Raw genomic sequence first — 20,120 nt, 5'->3', positions numbered from 1 at the left:
GGGGGAAGATTCTCCGGAGCGTGGCCCGCCGCGAGGAGTGGGATCTCCCCGGGGGACTGCTGTCCACACTTACCGAGTGGTCGCGGCCGAAGTCGGATTCGGCGCCGGCGACGCAGGTGTTGCAGGCTGTCCGAAGCCGGGGGCGAGCAACAACGCGAGGAGTGTCGCCACGGTGGCCCCCGAGGCAATGGACGCCCCCAGGTCCCCTCGCCCCGCGGCGCCATGTCCCCGGGCGGTGTATTTGAAGACCGAGTAGCCGACGGCGTAGCCCACGACGATGAGCAGGGCCGCCAGCGGCGCGATCTGGATGGTCACGACGTTCTCCTTCTCCGTCCGCCCGAACTGGCGGTCCGTCTGTGCCGAGTGGCACGACGTCATGTCACCAACAGGGCTATGGACGGGGCGATCCCGGAACTTCGCGAGGTTCTACCCTCGGCCGTATGGCGAGGACCACGAGCGCGGCAATGCGCGAGCTGATGGAGCTGTCCGGGGCGTCCCAGACGCAGATCGAGCGGTGGCAGAAGCGGGGCTTCCTGCCTCGACTCCCCCGTGCCTACGCCGGCGGCGGTGGCAGCGAATCGGAGCTCAGCGAAGAGATCGTCGAGCGGGCGCGGGTGCTCATCGATCACGCGCGGCAGGGCACCTTGACGATGGGCCCGATCTCGTTGATCGCCACGCTGTCCGAACCGGATGTAGCTCTCCTTCGCGAAGCTGTCATCGAGAACCTGGAAGCGGGGCGCCGACGTCTGGGCATGGACGTGCGGGCCGATTCACCGAAAGAAGCAGCGATGGCCCGGCTGGGCGCCGCTGAACGGAAAGCCCGGCGATCGGGGCGCACCTGGAACCTCGAGAACGTCGAGACGGGCCCGGTCCGGGAAGAGTCGCCGTACTCGCCTGAAACGGTGGCCTTGTTCTACCGGGACTCCGACGAGGAGATCGACACAGACGACCTGGAGATCGTGGTCGACGGCATGGTGGAGCTTCTGAAAGAGAACGTGTCCCGCCTGAGCGGCGTCCAGGTCGGAGCCCTGCCGCCCGGCCTTGAGGCGAACATCAGAGCCGACGCCCGCCGACGGCTCCTTGCCGCGCCAACGTTCCGCGACCAGTGCGACCTCGTCCGATCCACGCCTGAAGGCCTGTTGCTCCGGGCATGCCGCCTTGTCCCTCAGGTCCGGCGCGTTCAGCTTGCCGCCGTGCACTCCGCGAGGCTGGCCCACGCGCTGCGCACCGGCACCCTGACGGCGGAGCAGCTCGGCACGTGGCACGACTTCGCCATGCCAGTCGCCAACATCCAGCGGATGCAGGCGCACCCGATGTGGACGCGCTGGGGAATCGCCCCCGGAGCGGTGAACGACAGCGGTGACGGGTCGCGCATCGTGGTGTGCCTGGAGGAGCCGAGCCTGCTGGACGAACTGGAGCTGTTCGCAGACTTCCTAGCGTCGCTGATCCCGGTGCACGCCCTTAACCGACTGGCGTTCCACCGACCTGAACCTGGAGGCCAGACAGTCAAGTGAGTCCCGGGCTGTTTCATGAGTGGTCCCTGTTCCAACGTTGCGTGCCGGTGGGGTGATCTGGAGCGCGTGTGTTTCAGAGGTCGTTTTCGTCCGATGTTTCATCCCGGGATGGTCTGTTTGGTGGGCTTCTTCGGGTCGCGCCAGGAGATGGTGTTCTCGCTGGTGATACGGCGGGCCATGAGGTCGGCCATAGCAACGTGGATCACGGCTTCGGAGCGGGCGGGCAGGGTCTCGTAGTCGCGGGCCAGGCGGCGGTGGAGCATGAGCCAGCCGTAGGTCCGCTCGACCGCCCACCGTTTCGGGATCGGGGTGAAGCCCCTGGTCCCAGGCTTGCGGGCGGTGATTTCCATGTCGATACCGAGGGCGGCTGCGTGCTCGACGAGGTGCTGGCGATAGCCGCCGTCGACCCAGACCTTGCGGACGCGGGGATGTTCGGCGGCGACCTGGTCCAGGAGCCGGGTGCCGGCGACCGAGTCCTGCACGCTCGCCGCGGTGACCAGCACCGCGAGGAGAAGGCCGAGTGTGTCGGTGACGATGCTCCGCTTGCGGCCGACGATCTTCTTGCCGGCGTCGATGCCCTGGCCGGAGGCATGAACGCTGGTGGAGGTCTTGACACTCTGGGCGTCGATCACGCAGGCCGACGGCTCGGCATCGCGTCCCTCCTTCTCCCGCAGGAGCTGCCTGAGCAGGCCGTTGAGCTGGGCGAACACGCCCTCGTCGGCCCATTTGGCGAAGTACCCGTAGACCGTGTTCCAGTGCGGGAAGTCATGCGGCAGGTAGCGCCACTGAACTCCGGTCCGGTCCACGTACAAGATCGCGTCCATAATGTCGCGCAGGTCGTGCTCAGGCGGCCGACCGATATCCAGGGCCCTGCCGCGGCGCTCGAGACGCCAGGCCGAGAGCACCGGCTCGATCAACTCCCAGCGGGCATCGGACAGATCACTCGGATATGGACGTCGCGTCGACATGCTTCTGGCGTATCGCCGCGGACCGAGTGCGCCCAGGCGTATGGCAATGACGGCGGAAGCACACAGCCTTGAAGGCCAGGCATCCTGGGATGAGACAGGCACAAGCCACATCCCGCCCCACCCGTCACCCCACCCGACCCACAGGCCCCAGCCACACCTGCCACCTCTTCCGCACCGCCATCGCACGCCCCGAGAATCAGCTCATATATGGGCAGTACAGACGAAAACGACCTCTCATGAGCCGTCTTGTTTTGTGGAACGTACTCGTGAAACGCTTGGGGCATGAATCGCGACCCTCATGTCCTGGTCGAGGCGAACGGCTGCCCGCTGTCCACCTGCCAGGTCCCGGCTGGATCTCCGTGCCGAACGTCCGCCAACAAGGTTGCGGTGGCCTACCACACGGCCCGGTTCCAGCTCGTGCCCTCGCTCCGCTCCGAGTTGCGCATCGTCACACCCGCGCTCCGGCACCCCGCCTCCGCCTGGGCTGCTCTGCCCGCGCCGACAACGACCGCGCCCGTCCTGGACGCGGAGATCCGTATCGGCTACGCCCGGGTGTCCACGAAGCAGCAGGAGATCCAGTCCCAGATCGACGCACTAAATGCGGCAGGCATCCACCGGCTGTTCCAAGAACACGTCAGCACCCGTGTCCGGGAACGGCCGGAGATGAGGGCCGCGCTCGCCTCCGCCCGCGAGTACAGGGCTTTGGGGGCGAAGGTGGCGCTCGTGGTGCACGAGATGAAGCGACTCGGGCGCGGTGCCCTGGAGCTGCTGAAGGTCGCCGATGAGCTTCGAGATGCAGGGATCGAGCTGGAGTTCCTGACCGGTCCCCTCCAGGGCAAGCACGACCCCGCCGGCTATGGAGCCGCCTTGTTCGCGTTCTTCGCCGCCATGGCTGAAGCCGAACGCGACTACATCCGGGACAAGACTCTCGAGGGCCAGGAGACCGCCCGCACTAAGGGCAAGGCGATCGGCGGCGTGAAGGTCTCCGACGAGGACATGCTCGCCACTGCCCTGAGCCTGCGCGAAGAAGGCCTCTCCCTCCGCGAGAGCGCCGCCCGCCTGGTCATCCGCACGGGCAAGAAGAAGGGCCAGCACCCCTCGCCGGCGACCGTCATGCGGATGCTGCGCGACCACGACGACAAGGTGGCCGCGGCCACGCTCGCCACCGAGACCAGCTGACCGGCGGCGTAGATCAGCAGTGAGCCCCTGTTGGGGCCAATAGGACCAACAGGGGCTGGCTGGCCTGTGTTCACGCCCGCGGCAGGGGTCAACCCGCTCTGGCCAGCTCCGGGGTGGTCTGTGTCAGCTCCGTACGTCTGCGGAGCCCGAACGGGGTTCTCGTCCCGTCGAGGTACCCGCCCTCGTTGAGCTGCCGCATCACGGTGTTCAGCAGAGACACCGTGGTGTCGGCTGGCCAGAGCACCGGTGCCCGCCAGAACAGCCGCCAGCTCGGTCCGTGGCCGTGCGACTCGTTGAAGTCGTCGATCCAGCTCAGCGCGCGCTCCCGCCATGCCGGATCACCAGTGAGCTGCAAAGCACGGTCGTGTACGACCTTGGTGCTGTTCCACCAGGCATGCCCGCCGTTAGGGCCGAGCGCCGTCGTGAGGATCTCCAAGGCGTTCTCCACGGTCACGTGAGGGCACAGCGGGCACGCGACCACGGCCCCGATGGATGCCTGCACTTGTGCCGCCCGGTTCTGGCGGGCGACCTTCTTCGACTCGGTCTTGCTCATGACGGCAGCCTCCCGGCCTGATCCGGCTTGCTCAAGGCGGCGCGCGCTCGTCAGGTGGTCGAGTCCGTGTTCGCCATCCACGGGTCGGCGGCCTTCTCCGGCTGCGGGCGCGGCGGAGCACACGCTGCGGAGCAGAACTGCGGTGGAACGGACCAGACGCCGAAGGCGCGGGTCAGCGGGTCTCCGCACATGACGCACGAACCATCGACCGACAGCCTGAGGGTCTCGCGGGCGCGCTGTGCGGCGATGCTCTGCTTGCGGGGCATAGGTTCCACCGGCACGGCAGCCGCCGAGCTGCGGATGTGCTGGCCCCGCCGAACGTGGTCCCTAGAAGCCGGGCGTTGTCAGTAGCGGGAGGTACCGTCAGTCAGTTAGGCGTCCGGCAGCGTGGCCGGGCACCAACCGGAGACGGATCCCGTCTCCAGCACGGCTGGAGGTTGCATGGCCCCGGACAAACGCCGAGTGCAGACCGCAGTGATCGGCCACGCCGATTCCGAGCCCCCCGTAGTCCTTCCGATGGAAGCGATAGAGCTCGACGATTTCCGGGCCCGCCATGCCAGCGAGACCTACTGGTGCGGGGTGTGGCTGGGCGGGTGCGGCCACCAGCTCACCACCAAGCTGTACACCGATCGCGCCTGCCACTTCGCCCACGTGCCCGACCCCGAGCACACCTCCACCTGCGCCCGGAAGGCGTCCGGAGTCTCCAGCGCGGACCACCTGTACATCAAGCACAACCTCCTGAACTGGCTCTGAGCAGGACATCACCGCCACCGCCGCCATCCCCCGTGATGCGGACGGCACGATCGGCGGAGAAGTCATCTTCACCCCCGCCGGGCGCACCAACCTGCGGGTCCTGCTCTCCGAGACACCCGGCCTCCCCGCGCCGACGGGAGGGGACGCCACGCGCCTGGTGCTCGGCCCCGAGATGACGTCAGACCCGGACGTGCTGCTGCAGCAGGGATACGTCAACCGCATCCAGTTCGTCCCCGACGACACCCGCCGCCGGATCCAGGTCGCCACCGAACGCCACGGCGGCACCACCGAGTGGTTCGAGCTGCACGAAGTGGAGCTCACCGACTCAGGCTTGACCACCCCGGCTGTAGACGAGATCCGCCGACTGCGCACCACGCGGCGACCCATCGGCGTGAGGACGCCCAAAACCGCACCGCCGCAGGCCCGGCCGACCGTCCAGGACAGCGACGAGGCGCACGACATTCCGTCGGAGGACCGCGCGGCCGTCATAACGGCCCTCAAACAGGTGGTCAACGACGGCCGCAGCCGCACGGAGATCCGCCGTTGGCTGAACCGGGCGGTACGAGCGTAAGGCCCTGCAGAAGGTCGAGCGGTTGCTGGGCGATCTCGCGCAGCAGAAAGCCCGCGGCCTCCGCGGTATCGCGACCCGCCAGCGCAACCAGCTCACGCAGGCCGCGCAGCAGGCAGCCAGCTGGCTTACCGATCACCAACGCGGCCAGATCCAGGCATGGCAGGCCGCTCCCACATTGTCTGCTCCGATACCGCGTGACCTGCGGCTACCCCTGCCCAGCCAGCCACCGCGTACCCCGCCCGCCGCTTCCGGGCCCGAGCGCGGCCTGCTTCGCCGACGGTGTCCGGGACGTGCTGGAACACGCTGCCCGGCTGGGGAAGACCGTGACGTTCACCAGCCTGTGTGGCCAGGTCAAGGGGCTGAGCAAGCTGACGGAATCCGATCAGGTGCAGGTGCTTCGGCGAGTCAAGCCCACTGCTCGTCCCCACAGCCCGAAGCCTCAACGCCCAGCTCTGCTCACTGCCCTGATCACCGATGAGGCGGGAGGCATGCACCCGCTCTACCGCCGACTGGCCGACCATGCCGGTCATCATCTGCCCCAGCAGGCCGACGGCGTGTGGACCAACACGGTCGAGATCCTGCACGACCGCTACCGCACCTCGTAACAAGATCAGCACCATCCTCCGGCAGCGACTTGAACAGGCCAGTGTGGTGTACGGCCGCGCCACCTACCCAGAGGTGGGCGGCGCGGCCATGGGCACAGCGTGTTGTGCGCGACGACCGAAGCGGCGGCGGAACTTCCCTGGCACAGCACTACGGTGTCTCACCGCGATGTCGGATCCGACATCGACCGTGATTCCGACACGGGAAATGAGATCCCACAACAGGACGTGTCAGGTCTGCGCCATGTCGACGAAGCGGGAGTAGTGGCCTTGGAAGGCCACCGTGCAGGTAGCCGTGGGGCCGTTTCTGTGTTTGGCCACGATCAGGTCGGCTTCGCCGGCTCGAGGCGACTCCTTCTCGTAGGCGTCTTCACGGTGCAGCAAGATCACGATGTCGGCGTTGTCCTCAAGCGCGCCGGAGTCGCGCAGGTCGCTGATCATGGGTCTTTTGTCGCTGCGTTGTTCGGGGCCCCGGTTGAGCTGGGAGACCGCGACGACGGGGACGTCCAGTTCCTTTGCCAGGAGCTTCAGGCACCGGGCGATCTCGGAGATTTCCTCGTAGCGGGAGGAGAAGGGGCGTGTGCCGTAGCTCAGCATGTGCAGGGCGTCGACGACGATGAGCGCGATGTGCCGTTGGCTGCGAAGGCGTCGGCTCTGGGCCCGCACGTCGACCAGGGTTGAGTAGGCGCGATCCTGGATGAATAGCGGAGCGGCGGACACGTCGGGCATACGCCGGGCGAGGCGTTCCCAGTCGCTGTCAACCATCTTGCCGGACCGCATGGCGTGCAGCGCTACGCGGGCCTCGGCGGAGAGCAGTCGCATGGCGACTTCGTTCTGACCGGCCTCAAGGGTGAACAAGACCGAGGGGAGATTCCTCTTGATGGAGGCCTCACGCAGGAAGTCCAGGGCGAGCGTGGACTTGCCCATCGCCGGCCGGCCAGCCAGCACGATCAGCTGGCCGCCTTGGAACCCTCCGGTGAGAGCGTCAAGGTCTCGGAATCCTGTCGGGACGCCGGGGAGCTGCCCGTTGCGGCTTCCGATCAGTTCGATCTCGTCGAGGGCTCCTTCCATGATGTCACTCAGCGTCAGGGCCGGTTGTAGGGAGGACGGCCGTGCTGTCGCGGCGAACACCTCTGCCTGCGCTTCGTCGACAATCTCGTCCACGTTTTCGGCTGCGCCAGTGGAAGCAAGCTCTTCCATGCGGCGGGCCGCGGCCATCATCCGGCGCAGGGTGGCCGTTGCCAGTACGCGTTGGGCGTAGGTGGTGGCGCCTTTGCCTCGTGCTGGCCGCTTCGCCAGGTTGAGTAGGTACTCGACGCCGCCGGCCTGTGCGAGGGTGCCGCGGTCGGCCAGGACTTGGCGCACGGTCATGGTGTCTACGGGTTCGTTGCGCCCGTAGACCTCAAGGATGGCCAGGTAGATCGACTCGTGTGCCGGCCGGTAGAAGTCGTACCCGTGGAGGGTCTCCACAACGTCGGTGATCGCATCCGTGGAGATGAGCATCTCGCCAAGGAGGGCTCGCTCTGCCGTGAGGTCGTGCGGCGGTTGCCCTTCGGCGTGTCCCTGGTCGGAGCTCACTGGATCCCGTCCCCCGCTTCACTTGATCATGTAGGGCTCAGCGTAGCGAGCAGCTCGGATACGGATGGTGCCTTCCAGAAAGACCCCGCTGCGACCCGGCCTTGATGGCGCGCCTGCTCCAGACGGGTTCCCGCTGCCCAGACCGTGGACTGCGGGCGGATGCAACCTACGCCGTCCCGCCGAGCGCGGGTGGGGCTTCTCGGCGCAGCATCGCGGACTTCTCGGCCCGCGCTCGCCGCACGGCAGCCGGACCGCTTCGGCATGACGGCGCCGCTCGGCTCGTGTCGCCTCGATCGGTGCCAGCGCGATGTCAGGCTCGGGGAAGGCCCTGCGGCTGAGCTCACGCATTGCCTTCACCTGCCCGCTCCACCGCCTCCGCAATCGCCGGATCCACCCCGCGCGGCGATGCGACCGCCTGATGCGCAGCGAGCGCGCGGCGGTAGCCGGCGGATGCCGTCTCCCGCGTCTTCACCGGGCCCGTGGTGGCGTCGGCCAGGGCCACCGGAGCCATACCAGCACGGTCGGGTGCGGGAACGGCACCGGGCGGCAGAATCCGCAGGGCCCGCACGACGGTGCGGCCCGCTGCCCTGTTGATGGCCTCGATGACGCGGATCTGCTCCAGGCGCGTCCTCGTTGCCCAAGCCGTCGACTCCGGGCAGACGGTGAGCTGACCGGAGTCCAGGTAGAAGGCGAGAGCGGTGACATGTGCGGCGAGGCCGGGGACGAGGGCCGCCCACCGATCGCACAGCCTGGCGCCGACCGTCGGGGCATCCCAGCCGCGCTCGGCGATGAGCGCGGTGAACGCCTCGCCCAGGCCCAAGGGGGCCCGGCCGTCGCGCCGGAGCGTCCGGGTCAGCCGCAGCTTGCTCTTGGCCGTGAGGGCGCCGCTCTTCTTGACGGCCTCCCGCGCGGCCCGCAGTGCGACCCGGGCCAGGTCCACGCCGCTGGGCTGGAGGGTCTGGCTCATCACGCCACCTCCGCGGCGAGTTCCTGGGAGCGGTGGGAGAGGCAGACGCTGCGGGTCGGCAGGGCCCTGCGGGTGCAGGGCACTTCACCGTCTCGGCCGGAGCAGGTCCCCGGCATCGACGGCGCAGCGGTGGCTGCGGGCTCGGCGGCGGACAGGGTGTTGGCCTCCTCGCGGCAGAGCTTGCACAGCCCGGTGTTGACGGCCCGGCCGGTCAGGAAGATCACACATCCGCAACCACCGCACGAGGAGCGAGGCGGGCCTTCGGGCTCCCGGGGCGCCGGGACCCGCGCGGAGCGCCGGAGCGCTGCATCCAGCTCGCAGTCGGCGCAGCGCCCGGACGGGCCGGGGCGGGTGCCGTGCTGGGGGCACAGGCCCTGCTCCAGGCGCTGTTCGCGCTGGCGGGCGGCGAACCGGTCCTGGGCCGTCTCGGCGCAGAGCTCGCAGGCCGCGCCGGTCCGCCAGATGATGCCGGACTCGCAGTCCTGGTGGCCGCAGCCCCAGCGGGGCAGGGCCACGCCGAGCAGCCACCGGCCGGGATCGCGGATGTCGGAGATCATCACCTTGGCCAGGCGGGCCGTGAGCCGGTGGTGGAGTCGGTCGGCAACGGTTCCCTCGCGCAGTTGCCTGCCCACCTCGCGGGCGATCTTCCGGACGACGAAATCGTTGGTCACACTCTTCAGCAACACGTGGACCGGCTCCAGCACGGAGTAGATCTCTGGGCTCATGGCCAGTTGCGGTCCGGTGTAGGCCGATCGGGATGCCCCCTGGCCCTTGCTGCTGCGCTTTTCGCCGTTCGGCTTCGAGGAGGGCTGGCTGGTCTCACCCGCGCGCAGCGCGACATCACCCTCGCTGTCCGAACGTGCCGCGGCGTCAGCCGGATTTTCCACAGCCTCAGCGCCCTCAACTACCTGTACCTCGCCTACGGCGTGTGAGATGAGTGCACGCTCGTCATCAGGTGAGTCAGTCTTAGGTGATTCCTTATACGCGAGGGATCCCTCACCAAACGACAGACCCGATCCCTCACCAACCAGCGAACTACCCGAGTCCGCCGCAGAGTCGTGCACGGGCTTCTGCAGGCACTCCTGGACCCCCTCCGAGGCGGCGGCCGCGACCGGCTCGCCGACCCCGACAGCGGCCGCCGGGGCGATGTCGTGGGCGATGAACCTGTGACGGCCCTGCGCGCCCGCGCGCCGCTGCACCGTCACCCACTTCGCCGCCTCCAGGCCGTCGACGACCTCACCGGCCGCCGCCGCTGTGATGGGCTGGCCGGCCTTCTTCCCCGAGTGGTGGCACAGGTATCCGGCCAGGTCCTGCTCGGTCAGGGCGATGCCCATCTGCTCTGCGAACGCGATCACCGCGTACGCCCGCAGCTGCCTCGGCGTGAGGTCCTCCGAAGCCGCCACCGGCAGCCACACGAATGCCTCCGCCCGCGACATCGGCCGCACCGACCGCAGCGCGGACAGCCCCCGGCCACCCGGCATCGTCCGCCGCTCCGAACGCAGCTCCACTACACCGTCCGTACTCGGACCCAGCAGCTGCTTCAACCCTCGCTCCACCGACGCCACCGACAGTCCCAGGTACAAGGCGATCGTCGACGACCGCGCCTGACACCCCTCCGGGCGCGCGGCCAGCGCCTTCACCTTCACGTACACCGACAGCGCGACATCCGCGTAGAACGGCGACGACACCAGCCGCATCGGTACCTTCACCCGCTGCCGACGCACCGTCACTGACTCGGCCTGGGCAGCAGACATGGACGAGCGAGGGGCGGGGATCATCACAGCGACTGACGCCGCCACGGCGTTCACTGGTCCACCCGAAGGTGCGAGATGTAGATCATCTCGGCAGCGTTGCGCAGGACCCCTGTGGGCAAGGGACCCGCATCAGCAGGAACCCCGATCGCTCCCGCCGGGCGGGCAGAAATCTTGGATCCCGTCCCGCCACACGGGACGGAGCTCCCGAGCACCGCGGCGGTCGGCGCCGTCAGGAGGACAGGGGTCCCCCTCTCGGTATTGGTGTCGGAGACCGGGGTCGGTGTGACACTCCAACCCGAAGAATCTTCGTGATTAATGCCGTGAATTGGGCAAACAGGGTCAGTCAATCCCGTCACACGGGAAGAACGGGGGGCTCGAACCGGTGTGAATCGGGCACAGTCGAGCTGACAAGGGGACGCAAGGTCGTGCACTATGGCGGGGACACCATCTCTCATGTGCGAGCCGGACCGCCCCGCGAAAGCGGGACAGCCGACGAGTGAATGTGCGGATGTGTTCGCCCCCTCCGTGAGGAGCGGGCAGACACCGAACGGCAGGGCGGAGATTTCTCCTCTCGTCTCGGTGGAGCTGAATCGCAGAGCCCCTGTGGTGGGGGCCTCGCGGTGAAGCACGCGCAGCTGGTGCTGCTGCGGCTGTGGTGGCCGTGGTGAGTGGCCGGTCTAGCGGTGGCCCTGGTTAGGGGCCGGTTTGGAATCAGCGGCTCGGTGAGCCGCGGCTCAGGACCAGCGACAACTGGGACCTGAGCAGCCGACGCGGGTGGTTAATCCGGTCGGTAGACGGGTCGCGCGAGGAGCGGGTGGTTAATCCGCCTGGCGCGCGGCCGATGGCCATTAGGTCATCCCGATCCCCCTTCGGAGGCCGGCGTCGGCATGCCCTCGTCCGCCTTTGCGGCCTCAGGGAAACGCTCTGCCAGCCCCTTGAGTAGGTGCAGGTAGACCTCGCGATGCGGGCGCCTGGGGTGGGCCTCCCCCAATTCCCAACGTGCCACTGCCACACGCTTTACGCCCACGACGTCAGCGACATCCATCTGGGTGAGGCCAGCGGCGAGGCGCAGCTGCGCGCGCACTCGCGGCGGGGGCAGGACGTCGTCCAGGCCGTCCAGCAGGGCATCGACCTGCCTCAGGCGGTCCGGGTCGGGCATGGCGCAGCCTCTCATGATCGACAGATCTCTGAAAGATACAGCATCCGGTCCTTGGAAGGGGGTTGATGCTGTTTCCTGTGCAGCCAACATGGTGTGGTTATGCGACTTCTCGGCGCCGTACAGCCGATACACAGCTGTACGAGCTGTGCTGACCGGTTTTTACCTGCCGCTACCGAGTAGATGGCGGTTCGGCCTCTGAGCGGCGTCCGCATACTCAGGAAGTTCGACGACGACGACACCAGCGGATTCAAGGAGTTCAGTGCCGTCCGCGCCCGGGACGAAGGTGTCGGGCTCACGCCAGGCAGTGACGACGCGAGGGATGCGGGCATCGCGGATGAGCTGGGAGCAGGCCCGTGCTCGGGAGGCACGCTTCGCGCAGGGTTCTAGCGAGCTGTAGAGCGTGGCAGTGGCAAGCCTGGAATCCCCGGTGGGGAGTTTGGCGAGTGCCGCTTCTTCAGCATGGTCATGTGGGTCGGACTCTCGAGAGTGACCACGGGCGAGCTCGGTGCCGTCCGACGCGACGATGACCGCACCGACGGAGAACGCGGTCGTCGAGGGCGGGCAGAGAGCAGCGAGCTCGCACGCGAGGGCGAGCCAGCGGTGGTCCGCGGCGTTAGGGGAACTGCTGTCGCCCGGAGAGCTCGTGCCTGACGTGGTGTTCATCGAGGTTCCATGGAGATGTCCTTGGGGGCGTAGCGCAGGAGCACCACATCGCCGATCGGCTTCGTCTCCAAAAGCCTGAGCCGGGCCGAGGGGCCACCGAGGTAGTTGGCAGGACCGAGCATCCTTACAGCATCAGGCTGGCCGACGAGGAGCGGGGCGATGACGAGCTGGAGCTCATCGGCGAGGGCTTCCTCGAGGAGCTGGGTGTGGATGGTGCCGCCACCTTCGACCATGAGCCGCTGGACTCGGTAGACATCGCCGAGGATATCGAGCGCGGTCTGCCAGGTTGCTTCAGTAGGGATGCCCTGAATGGTGGCTAGGTCACCGAGATTGGCGCGGGCCTTCCCTGCTGCTTCCTCGCCAACAGCGAGAACGAGCTTCTCACCCCCGTGGTGCCAGAACTTCCAGGCCGGGTCCAGGTCGCCTGTTCTGGTGATGGTGACCTTCAGCGGGTACTCGGGAAGGCCTGCGGAGACCCGCACTGCCCGTCGCTCGGGCGAGTTGACGAGGAGCCGGGGGTTGTCAGCTCGAAGGGTGCCGGCGCCAACGAGAATTGCGTCGACGGAGGCGCGTACGGAGTCGACGCGGTCGAAGTCGGCGGCGTTGGAGAGCAAGAGCCGGTCTTCGCCCGGCCGGGTGTCGAGGTAGCCGTCGAGAGAGACGGCGGCGGACAGCAGGACAAACGGGCGAGGCACGGAGTTCTCCAGAAGTGCGTAGGGCCGGGTGGCGTCAGGCGGGGTGTAGGACGATCTGGTCGAGCGCGGCGCGGAATTCGGCGGTGCCCACTATGCCGCTGGCGGCGGCGGCGAGAACTCGGTCGAGCCGGTCGAGCTGGCTCACGATGCGCGCTGATCCGGTCTCAGCCGCGATCCCGACGGCTTGTAGGCCAATCTGAGCAGCGAGGGGGAAGTTGCCAGCGCCGGCGTGGGCGCGGGCTGCGCGGGCGAGGTAAACGCCGCGGTCGCGCCGGTAAGCGGCTGGCAGGGCAGCGATGGCGGTGTCGAAACCTGCTGCTGCCTGCTCGTACTCGCCGAGCGCGGCCAGGGAGCGAGCGCGGGCCGTGCTGACGTATGCCTCGTCGAGCCAGGAGCCCCAGACCCCGTCCGTGTCCGCGCGCCCGAGGAGAGCAAGCGCGGTGTCGTATGAGGTCAGAGCCTCTGTACCGTCGCCTAGAACGGCGTGTGCGTGGGCTTGGTGCATGACTGCGATGACTTCGAGACGGCTACCGGGGCGGGCAGTGCGTCGGGCAGCGGCCGCAAGGCCGAGGGCGTCGGCTGCAAGGCCGGTGTCGACGGCGAGCTGGGCCTTGCGGCCAAGAATGTATGCGGTGAGATCAGCGTCGCCGGTGATATGGGACGCGTCCAGCGCTTTCGCCGTGTGCCCGTGAGCGGTTCGCTCGTCCCCAATGTCCTGGGCCAGCCAGCCAGCTAGTTCCTCGTAGCGGGTTTCGAGCGCGAGGAGCTCCGCGGCGTCGGCGCCACTGGAGGCTCGGCGGCGGCTGGTAAGCCGGGCCAGGTGCTGCTGGAGCGCGGGCAGGACGTGCCGAGGGCCGATCAAGTTGTCGGTCTGGATCATCACGCGGCGGAGCTGCGAGAAGTGCTCAATGGGAGAGGCCATGTCGGCGGCCGTAGTAGCGGCGGTCGCTGTCGGCGCCGGAAAAGCTGTCGCGGCGAGTCCGGCGAGGCCAGACGCGAGGACAACGCGGCGGGGCACGGGCACGAAGAGGATCCTTCCGTGGACGCGGCAGGGGACGACAACCGTGTCCGTGTCGTCATCGTTCGAGCCTGCCTGCCCGGAGGCTTGTAGGGCCAGATCCGAAGATGATTCGGACACATGGCCCCCCGGAACGGACACATCGCATGTGGGGGAACCGTCCATACCAATGCGGCCCCACAACTCCACCAGGAGCCCTTGGCCATCGAGCAGTCGGTCGAGCTGCTCAACCTCCGAGCGGTGCTTCGGTGCCCGCTGTGCGTTCTCCCATTTCCAGAGCTTGGAGTAGGAGATGAAGGTGGCCTCCGCCAGGCTGCGCAGGGTGTGGTTGCGCCGTTCCCGGAGGTCTCGCATCTGGTAGCCGAAGCGATGCAAGGGTGATGTCTCTGGGGTTAAGACGTTCGGCTTCTGCCCCACACTGAATCCCCTTCATGTCTCCGATTGTTGTGTCCTACCTGCTGGACACATGTCAGACGTAGAACGCAATCCACTCTCGGTCCTACAACTTTGGTAGCGAAGCCGGGAGCGACCAAGGAGCGATGGACATGAAGCGTGAGAGGCGGGAGTCGGCGTTAGTCATGACGCCTTCTCTCAAGCTTGTCCAGACGAGCAGTGAGCTCCGCGACCTGGGACTGAAGCGCCGTGATGGCGAGTGCGGTTGGGTCTTGGGCGGACTTACCCGAGGTGTCACTGACGTAGGAGCCACGCCCCTGATGGGAGTAGATCAGCCCCGCGTTTCGCAGTTCGGTCAGAGCCCGCTGGACCGTGCCTGCCGCGACGCCGTACTCCTCGGAGAGCTCCCGGATGCCGGGCAGCTTCGTGCCGGCAGCGAGTCGTCCCTGGCGGATCTTCTCGCTGTAGTCCTGGACGATCCGTTGGTACGGCTGCACGGCCTCGTTACTCATGAGCGACATCGTAAGACGACCCCCTCGACTTAGACAGCTTCCCTAGCTTCATTAACGAGCTGCTTGACACGACCCCGACTTTATCAGCTAAGTTAGCTATGTCGGTGAAATGGCTTCCTGGAAGAGCGGTCGCCTCTCCCGCTGAACAGCATGAGCACCACCGCGAGACCGCAGTAGTCGTCCGCCTTCGGGTGGCCGGGGTCGAGAGCTCCATCAAACTCCCCCGGGTCTGACAGCACGACAACTGCGTGCACGTCGCAGCGCAGTGCGCTGTCTGTCCTGCGGGACGCCCGGCTCGCCGGGCGTCCTGGAGGGCGGAGAGAGCATCGTGACGCGCCCCTTGCCACTCCACTCATAAGGAGTCCAGATGCCTGTTTCTCCCGTTGAACGCACCGCCCGGCCCCGTAGGAGCCGGACCCGCTCCCGGAACGTCAACGGCCGCCCGGCGCTCATCATTTCCACCCTCCGCCCCCACCAGTACGACCTGCGCCCTGCCTGTGCGTCGCTGATCTGCCCCGACTGCAAGACGTGGGTGCCGATCACCGGCATCCAGGCTCGGCAGCAGAAGTTAGTCCCGCACGACACCGGTCGTGCGGGGAAGGACCCGTCGGTCCGCTGCCAGGGCAGCAACCGCCTGATCGACGTCGACGTCGCGTATGAGACGTGGCAGGAGCGCCTCCAGGACGGCGGCGCCGAGACCGCCGCCCGGCGCCCGACCACCGTGCTGCCGAAGGCGTTCAGCCCCCGCACCGACCAGACCCTCCGGGCCCGTGCGCAGCGCACTCCGGCCGGACGCGTAGCCGACTGGAACGCGGTGCTGGGCCGCGTTGGTGTCGTCGACGTTGCCCGTAAGCGCCTGCCCGCTGGCGACGCTCCCCTGGACGGTCCGTCGGTCCCGCTGATCACGCTCCACCCCCAGCGCCCGGGCTGCTGAACCACCACACGATCGACCACGGCCCCGGCCGCCCCGCACGACGGGGGCGGCCGGGGCCGTGGCTGCTCGTACGACAGCCGATACGACGACAGCCCCAGGGGTCGCATCCCTGGGGCTGTCTGACGGACCTTTTGGGAGGCCCGGATGTACGACAACAGCATCGCACGCAGCAACGGCGACTCCGACACCGACATGGACGAGGCCCTGCGCCGCGTCCGCTCCGGGAAGTGACGGCCATGGACTGGCGACACAGCGCGGTCTGCCGCGACGAGGACCCGGAGCTGTTCTTCCCGATCGGCAACACCGGTTCCGCGCTCGTGCAGATTTACGAGGCCAAAGCCGTCTGCTGCCGCTGCCCCGTCATGGAGCAGTGCCTTCAGTGGGCGCTCGAGTCCGGCCAGGAATCCGGCGTCTGGGGCGGCCTGTCCGAGGACGAGAGGCGGGCGATGAAGCGCCGCGCCGCCCGCAACCGGGCCCGGAACAACAAGAAGAACGAGTCGGCGGCATGAGCGAGGCCGACCAGAAGCGCCTGGAGGACAACCTCCGCCGCACGAACGAGGAGCACGACCTCGGCCGACGCCTGCACGGCTGACGCCCCGCACGGCTGACCGCGGTGCGGGACGGAGAACCAACTCCGCTCCCGCACCGCGCTGCTCCACCAGGCCGGTCGCCCGCCAGGCGGGCAGCCGGCCTTTCGCACGCCTCCAGCCCGGGAGAGTCTCGGGCCCGCATCCCCGCAGGAGAGCCCATGCGTACCAGCACCCCGCTCGACACCGCGGCAGCCACCGGCACCACCCGGCTGCCCGACTCGCTCTGCACGCACACCCCGAAGTGCCCGGCGGCCGACAGCCCGGACCGGGAGGCCGCGAAGGTCGTGGCCGCCCACCCGGAGCAGGGTTGGAGCCTCCTGTGCAACTCCGTCCTGGTCTTCGAGGACACCGGCGAGCTGCTCCCCGACGGCCGGATCGTCGACCCGCACCGGCCCACCGGCGCCGTGGACACCGCGCTGCCGCTCCGGCTTGTGAACGCCCACGCGCTCATCGGCGGCACGGTCCGCAGCGGGAAGGCCGACGCGGCCGCGCTCCTCCAGGCGGCGAATCTGGCCAGTTCCTCCAGCACGTCGCGTTCGGCCTGACGGCTGCCTGATCCGCCCGCACCGACCGCCGAACCCCGGCGGCCGGGTCGGGCGGTGACGGGGAGCCGGGCAGTCCGGACCCGCCGGCCTTCGGGGCCGGTGTACCTGAGTGAGGAGAGAACGTGACCCAGCCCCAGACGCAGGCCGGACAGCCGAAGGTCACCTACATCAAGGACGACTTCGTCGTGTTCCGCGACGTCGAGAAGTTCTGGCTCGGCAAGCCCGGCCACACCTTCGTCGGCCGCGTGGAGCGGTCCTGGCGGCACGCCGACACCGGCAAGGTCCTCTACGACCTGGTCGAGCTGAGCGCCAATCGGCACCGCGCCGGAATCGACCCCGACTACATGCGGCTGCTCCCGGCCGCCGACGCGATGCACGACATCGACTCCGCGCCGCTGAGCGAGCCGGACACCGGGGCGATGACCCCGGCCGCAGTCGCCTGGCTGCGCCTGCACCTCGCGCAGGACGCGGCGCTGCCCGCTCGCAACTGACCCCCAGCCCCGCAGCACAACGGTCCTCCGAGTCCTCGGCATTAGAGCTGCCGGGGCCTCGGAGGACCTGGTCCTGACCCTACCGACCGACGCTGCCCCGCGGTGCCGCTCCTCACGGAGGCGCCGGAACGTACGAGAGGACATCCCCCGTGGCCACCAAGACCACCGCCCGTCGCCGGGGCCAGCCCAAGAGGCAGCCCCGCACCTCCACCGCCCGGCCGCAGACCTCCCCGACCACCGTCCCGGACCAGGCCGCCGCCCCGGCTGCCGAGAACACCGTGCCGCTGGTGCACGAAGAGGCCGACCCGGTCCTGGCCGACGCCGCCGACCGCGCCGCCGACCTCCGCGACCAGGCCGCCGCCGACGCCGCCCGTATCGTCGCCGCGGGCGAGGCCCGCGCCGCCGAACTACTGGACGGCGCCCGCACGGAGGCGGCCCCCCTCACCGAGGAGGCCACCGCCGAGCAGACCCGCCTCCTGGCCGACGCCGCCACGGCCGCCGAACAGGCCCGCACGGACGCCGAGACCGCGGCGGAGCAGCTGCTCGCCGCCGCCCGGGAGCAGGCCGAGGCCCTCACCACCGAAGCCACCGACAAGGCCGACGAGGTCCTGGCCGACGCGGCCAAGGCTGGCGACCGGATCCGGGAGGACGCCGCCAGTTCTGCGGCTGCCGACGCCCAGCAGGTCCGCACCGACGCCGAGGCGACGGCGCAGCAGCTGCTCGCCGACGCGCGCGGCAAGGCCGACGCCCTCACCACGGCCGCGGCCGGGAAGGCCGAGGAGGTCCTGGCCGACGCGCGCCGCCAGGCGCAGGACGCCCTGACCAATGCGGCCGCCGACGCCGAGCGGGTCCGTACGGAGGCTGGACGGGAGGCGGCGCAGGTCCTCGCCGACGCGACGGACAAGCGCGCCGAGCTCCTCGCCGAGGCCGAGCGCACCGCCGCCGACACCCGCACGGGCGCGGCCAAGGACGCCGAGCAGGTCCTGGAGCGCGCCCGTGCCGACGCGGAGCGGACGCGCGGGAGCGCGGACGAGCAGGCCGCGCAGGTGCGGGCCGGGGCGGAGAAGCGGGCCGCCGGCCTTCGCGCCGACGCCGACCGCGCCCTGGACGACGCCCGCGCTTCCGCCGAGGAGCTGCGGACGGCGGTCGACAAGGACGTCGCCCGGCTGCGGGAGCTGGCCGAGACGGACCAGGCGACGGCTCGGGAGGCGGCGGCCAAGGCCACGGCTGACCAGGCCGCCGCCACGCAAGCCCTGGCCGAGGCCGAACGGATCCTCGAGGCCGCGACGCAGCGCACCGTGCGCCGGGCGCGGCGCCGGGAGATCCGGGCCGAGTCCCGCGCCAAGCGGCGCAAGGCCCGCGACGAGGCCCGGCCCGCCGGCGGTGTCCCGCCGCTGTCCGGGCAGGAGCTGCTCCTGGTCGTCGGGATCGTCCTGGCGGCCGCGACCGTCTCCACCCTCGGCCTCCTCTCCTCTTACACGGCGCTGGAGGCCAAGGCCGCCGCGTGGGGCTGGGAGTGGCCGTGGCTGCTGCCGGTCGGCATCGACGTCGCGATCCCGGCGTTTACCGGCGCCAACTTGATCCTGATCCGGATGGGGATGGAGCTGCGCTGGATCCGGTGGGTGCCCAGGGCGCTGACGGCGGTGACCGTGTACCTGAACTGGAACGCCTCCGACTCCGCGTCGGGCCGCATCGGGCACGCAGCCCTCACCCTGCTCTGGGTCGTCTTCTCCGAGATCGCCTCCCACCTGTACGCCACGCGGATCGGCGCGGTCACCGGCAAGGTGCGGATGGAGACGGTACGCCGCAGCCGCTGGCTGCTCGCCCCGATCCCCACCGCTCGCCTTCGCCGCCGGATGATCCTGTGGGAGATCCACTCCTACGACGAGGCGCTCACCCGCCTCCAGCAGGAGACCTGGCTGCGAGCGCGGCTGCGTGAGGAGTTCGGTCTGCTGTGGCGTTGGAAGGCGCCGCTGGAGCAGCGGATGGCGCTCAAGCTCGGTAGCGCGCCCGCCGCGCTCGCCGACACGCTCACCCCTGAGGACGCTCACACCGTCGAGCGCGTGGACGTGAGCGCCAACGCTCACCCGGAACCGAGCGGCGCTCACCCCGACGCAAGCGCGCTCACCTCCGGCAACGCTCAGGGTGAGCGTGAGCGCCCGGCGCTCACCGCAGGCGCTCATGATGGTGAGCGCCCGGAAGGTGACGACGACGCTCACCGAGCGGAGAGCGCCCGGACGCGCAGCGAGCAGGGCGCGCTTACCGAGCGCCGCCACGAACGGATCCGGCTCCTCTACACCGAGCTCGGGCGCCGTCCGCAGTGGACGGAGATCCGCGACGCGCTCACCGAGGCGGGCCTGTCCGACGAGCCTGTCTCCCGCCCGACCGCCCAGCGCCTGCGAGAGCAGGTCGAGGAGGGCACCCCGAGCGCCCCGGCGAGCGCGAGCGTGAGTGCCGGGGCGAGCGTCCCGGTCAACGCCTGAGCGCCCACCCGGGCGCTCACCCCCTGCCGCTCATGGTCGCCCCCGGCCCGCGCCCGCGCTCCCCGAGTGTGAGCGCGGACCGGTGACGGCCACGGCCGGCAGGCCCGCTGTCCGCGCCCGCCCCGAGCGGGCGCGGACAGCCAGCCCGAACCGAGCACCACCCCGGCCCCGCATACACGCCTCGGGGACACGGACCCA

Annotated in this window: 18 protein-coding genes and 3 pseudogenes; 10 read left to right on the top strand and 11 right to left on the bottom strand. The window is 69.3% G+C overall.

The features are described from left to right. Nucleotides 1-69: 69 nt before the first annotated feature. On the bottom strand, nt 70-315 hold the full coding sequence (locus OHA89_RS40180) for a hypothetical protein (protein WP_331761886.1): 246 nt from the start codon (nt 313-315) through the stop codon (nt 70-72). A 125-nt stretch (nt 316-440) separates the two neighbouring features. On the opposite strand from OHA89_RS40180, the gene OHA89_RS40175 reads away from it, so the two are divergent. Then, on the top strand, nt 441-1,514 hold the full coding sequence (locus OHA89_RS40175) for a hypothetical protein (RefSeq protein WP_331761884.1): 1,074 nt from the start codon (nt 441-443) through the stop codon (nt 1,512-1,514). A gap of 98 nt (nt 1,515-1,612) precedes the next feature. Here OHA89_RS40175 and OHA89_RS40170 read toward each other — a convergent pair whose 3' ends face one another. After that, nucleotides 1,613-2,482: an IS5 family transposase gene (locus tag OHA89_RS40170; protein WP_257552065.1), complete on the bottom strand. Its 870-nt coding sequence runs from the start codon at nt 2,480-2,482 to the stop codon at nt 1,613-1,615. Between the two features lie 282 nt (nt 2,483-2,764). On the opposite strand from OHA89_RS40170, the gene OHA89_RS40165 reads away from it, so the two are divergent. Next, nucleotides 2,765-3,661, top strand: coding sequence for a recombinase family protein (locus tag OHA89_RS40165; RefSeq protein ID WP_331761880.1), 897 nt, complete (start codon nt 2,765-2,767; stop codon nt 3,659-3,661). Nucleotides 3,662-3,749: 88 nt separating this feature from the next. On the opposite strand, the gene OHA89_RS40160 is transcribed toward OHA89_RS40165, so the two are convergent. Next, nucleotides 3,750-4,214 (bottom strand): hypothetical protein, encoded by a 465-nt coding sequence (locus OHA89_RS40160; protein WP_331761879.1) that lies wholly within the window; start codon nt 4,212-4,214, stop codon nt 3,750-3,752. Between the two features lie 50 nt (nt 4,215-4,264). After that, nucleotides 4,265-4,480, bottom strand: a complete 216-nt coding sequence (locus tag OHA89_RS40155; RefSeq protein ID WP_331761878.1) for a hypothetical protein — start codon at nt 4,478-4,480, stop codon at nt 4,265-4,267. A gap of 250 nt (nt 4,481-4,730) precedes the next feature. Here OHA89_RS40155 and OHA89_RS40150 point away from each other — a divergent pair, with 250 nt between their 5' ends. The 3 genes from OHA89_RS40150 to OHA89_RS40140 all read left to right on the top strand — a co-directional run bounded on the left by OHA89_RS40150 (nt 4,731) and on the right by OHA89_RS40140 (nt 6,143). After that, nucleotides 4,731-4,967 carry a hypothetical protein gene (locus tag OHA89_RS40150; RefSeq protein ID WP_331761877.1) on the top strand — a complete coding sequence of 79 codons (237 nt, stop codon included), beginning with the start codon at nt 4,731-4,733 and terminating at the stop codon, nt 4,965-4,967. 157 nt (nt 4,968-5,124) lie between these two features. Further along, on the top strand, nt 5,125-5,538 hold the full coding sequence (locus tag OHA89_RS40145; RefSeq protein ID WP_406368908.1) for a hypothetical protein: 414 nt from the start codon (nt 5,125-5,127) through the stop codon (nt 5,536-5,538). 290 nt (nt 5,539-5,828) lie between these two features. Further along, nucleotides 5,829-6,143: a hypothetical protein gene (locus OHA89_RS40140; protein WP_406368906.1), complete on the top strand. Its 315-nt coding sequence runs from the start codon at nt 5,829-5,831 to the stop codon at nt 6,141-6,143. Between the two features lie 228 nt (nt 6,144-6,371). Here the strand turns inward: OHA89_RS40140 and dnaB are convergent. The 7 genes and pseudogenes from dnaB to OHA89_RS40105 form a co-directional block, all read right to left on the bottom strand. Then, nucleotides 6,372-7,694 (bottom strand): annotated as a pseudogene (gene dnaB / locus OHA89_RS40135) (replicative DNA helicase); the annotation flags it as partial. 364 nt (nt 7,695-8,058) lie between these two features. Continuing rightward, nucleotides 8,059-8,685, bottom strand: coding sequence for a DciA family protein (locus tag OHA89_RS40130; RefSeq protein ID WP_331761872.1), 627 nt, complete (start codon nt 8,683-8,685; stop codon nt 8,059-8,061). After that, nucleotides 8,685-10,394: a hypothetical protein gene (locus OHA89_RS40125; protein WP_406368904.1), complete on the bottom strand. Its 1,710-nt coding sequence runs from the start codon at nt 10,392-10,394 to the stop codon at nt 8,685-8,687. Before OHA89_RS40125 ends, OHA89_RS40130 begins: the two co-directional genes overlap by 1 nt. 898 nt (nt 10,395-11,292) lie before the next feature. After that, the gene (locus OHA89_RS40120) at nt 11,293-11,598 is read right to left on the bottom strand and encodes a helix-turn-helix transcriptional regulator (RefSeq protein ID WP_331761868.1); all 306 of its coding nucleotides are present in this window, start codon (nt 11,596-11,598) and stop codon (nt 11,293-11,295) included. A 159-nt stretch (nt 11,599-11,757) separates the two neighbouring features. Next, nucleotides 11,758-12,956, bottom strand: a pseudogene (locus tag OHA89_RS40115) (dihydrofolate reductase family protein). 34 nt (nt 12,957-12,990) lie between these two features. Further along, entirely contained in the window at nt 12,991-14,391 is a 1,401-nt protein-coding gene (locus tag OHA89_RS40110) for a helix-turn-helix domain-containing protein (RefSeq protein ID WP_406368901.1), read from the bottom strand. A gap of 155 nt (nt 14,392-14,546) precedes the next feature. Beyond that, nucleotides 14,547-14,879, bottom strand: a complete 333-nt coding sequence (locus OHA89_RS40105; protein ID WP_331761864.1) for a winged helix-turn-helix domain-containing protein — start codon at nt 14,877-14,879, stop codon at nt 14,547-14,549. Between the two features lie 367 nt (nt 14,880-15,246). On the opposite strand from OHA89_RS40105, the gene OHA89_RS40100 reads away from it, so the two are divergent. From OHA89_RS40100 to OHA89_RS40080, 5 genes and pseudogenes are all read left to right on the top strand, one after another. Further along, nucleotides 15,247-15,813: a hypothetical protein gene (locus OHA89_RS40100; RefSeq protein WP_331761862.1), complete on the top strand. Its 567-nt coding sequence runs from the start codon at nt 15,247-15,249 to the stop codon at nt 15,811-15,813. Between the two features lie 236 nt (nt 15,814-16,049). Then, on the top strand, nt 16,050-16,322 hold the full coding sequence (locus tag OHA89_RS40095; protein ID WP_331761860.1) for a WhiB family transcriptional regulator: 273 nt from the start codon (nt 16,050-16,052) through the stop codon (nt 16,320-16,322). Nucleotides 16,323-16,561: 239 nt separating this feature from the next. Continuing rightward, nucleotides 16,562-16,807 (top strand): annotated as a pseudogene (locus OHA89_RS40090) (DUF5999 family protein); the annotation flags it as partial. Between the two features lie 263 nt (nt 16,808-17,070). Further along, complete coding sequence (locus OHA89_RS40085) at nt 17,071-17,439, top strand: hypothetical protein (protein WP_331761858.1); 369 nt, start codon at nt 17,071-17,073, stop codon at nt 17,437-17,439. 149 nt (nt 17,440-17,588) lie between these two features. After that, nucleotides 17,589-19,922 (top strand): DUF2637 domain-containing protein, encoded by a 2,334-nt coding sequence (locus tag OHA89_RS40080; RefSeq protein WP_331761857.1) that lies wholly within the window; start codon nt 17,589-17,591, stop codon nt 19,920-19,922. Nucleotides 19,923-20,120 lie beyond the last annotated feature (198 nt).

Origin of the sequence: Streptomyces sp. NBC_01546, from assembly GCF_045208355.1 — a bacterium.
In the GTDB taxonomy this organism is placed as follows: domain Bacteria; phylum Actinomycetota; class Actinomycetes; order Streptomycetales; family Streptomycetaceae; genus Streptomyces.
The sequence above is the reverse complement of the archived record's forward strand: the minus strand, read 5'-3'. Positions and strand labels throughout refer to the sequence as shown.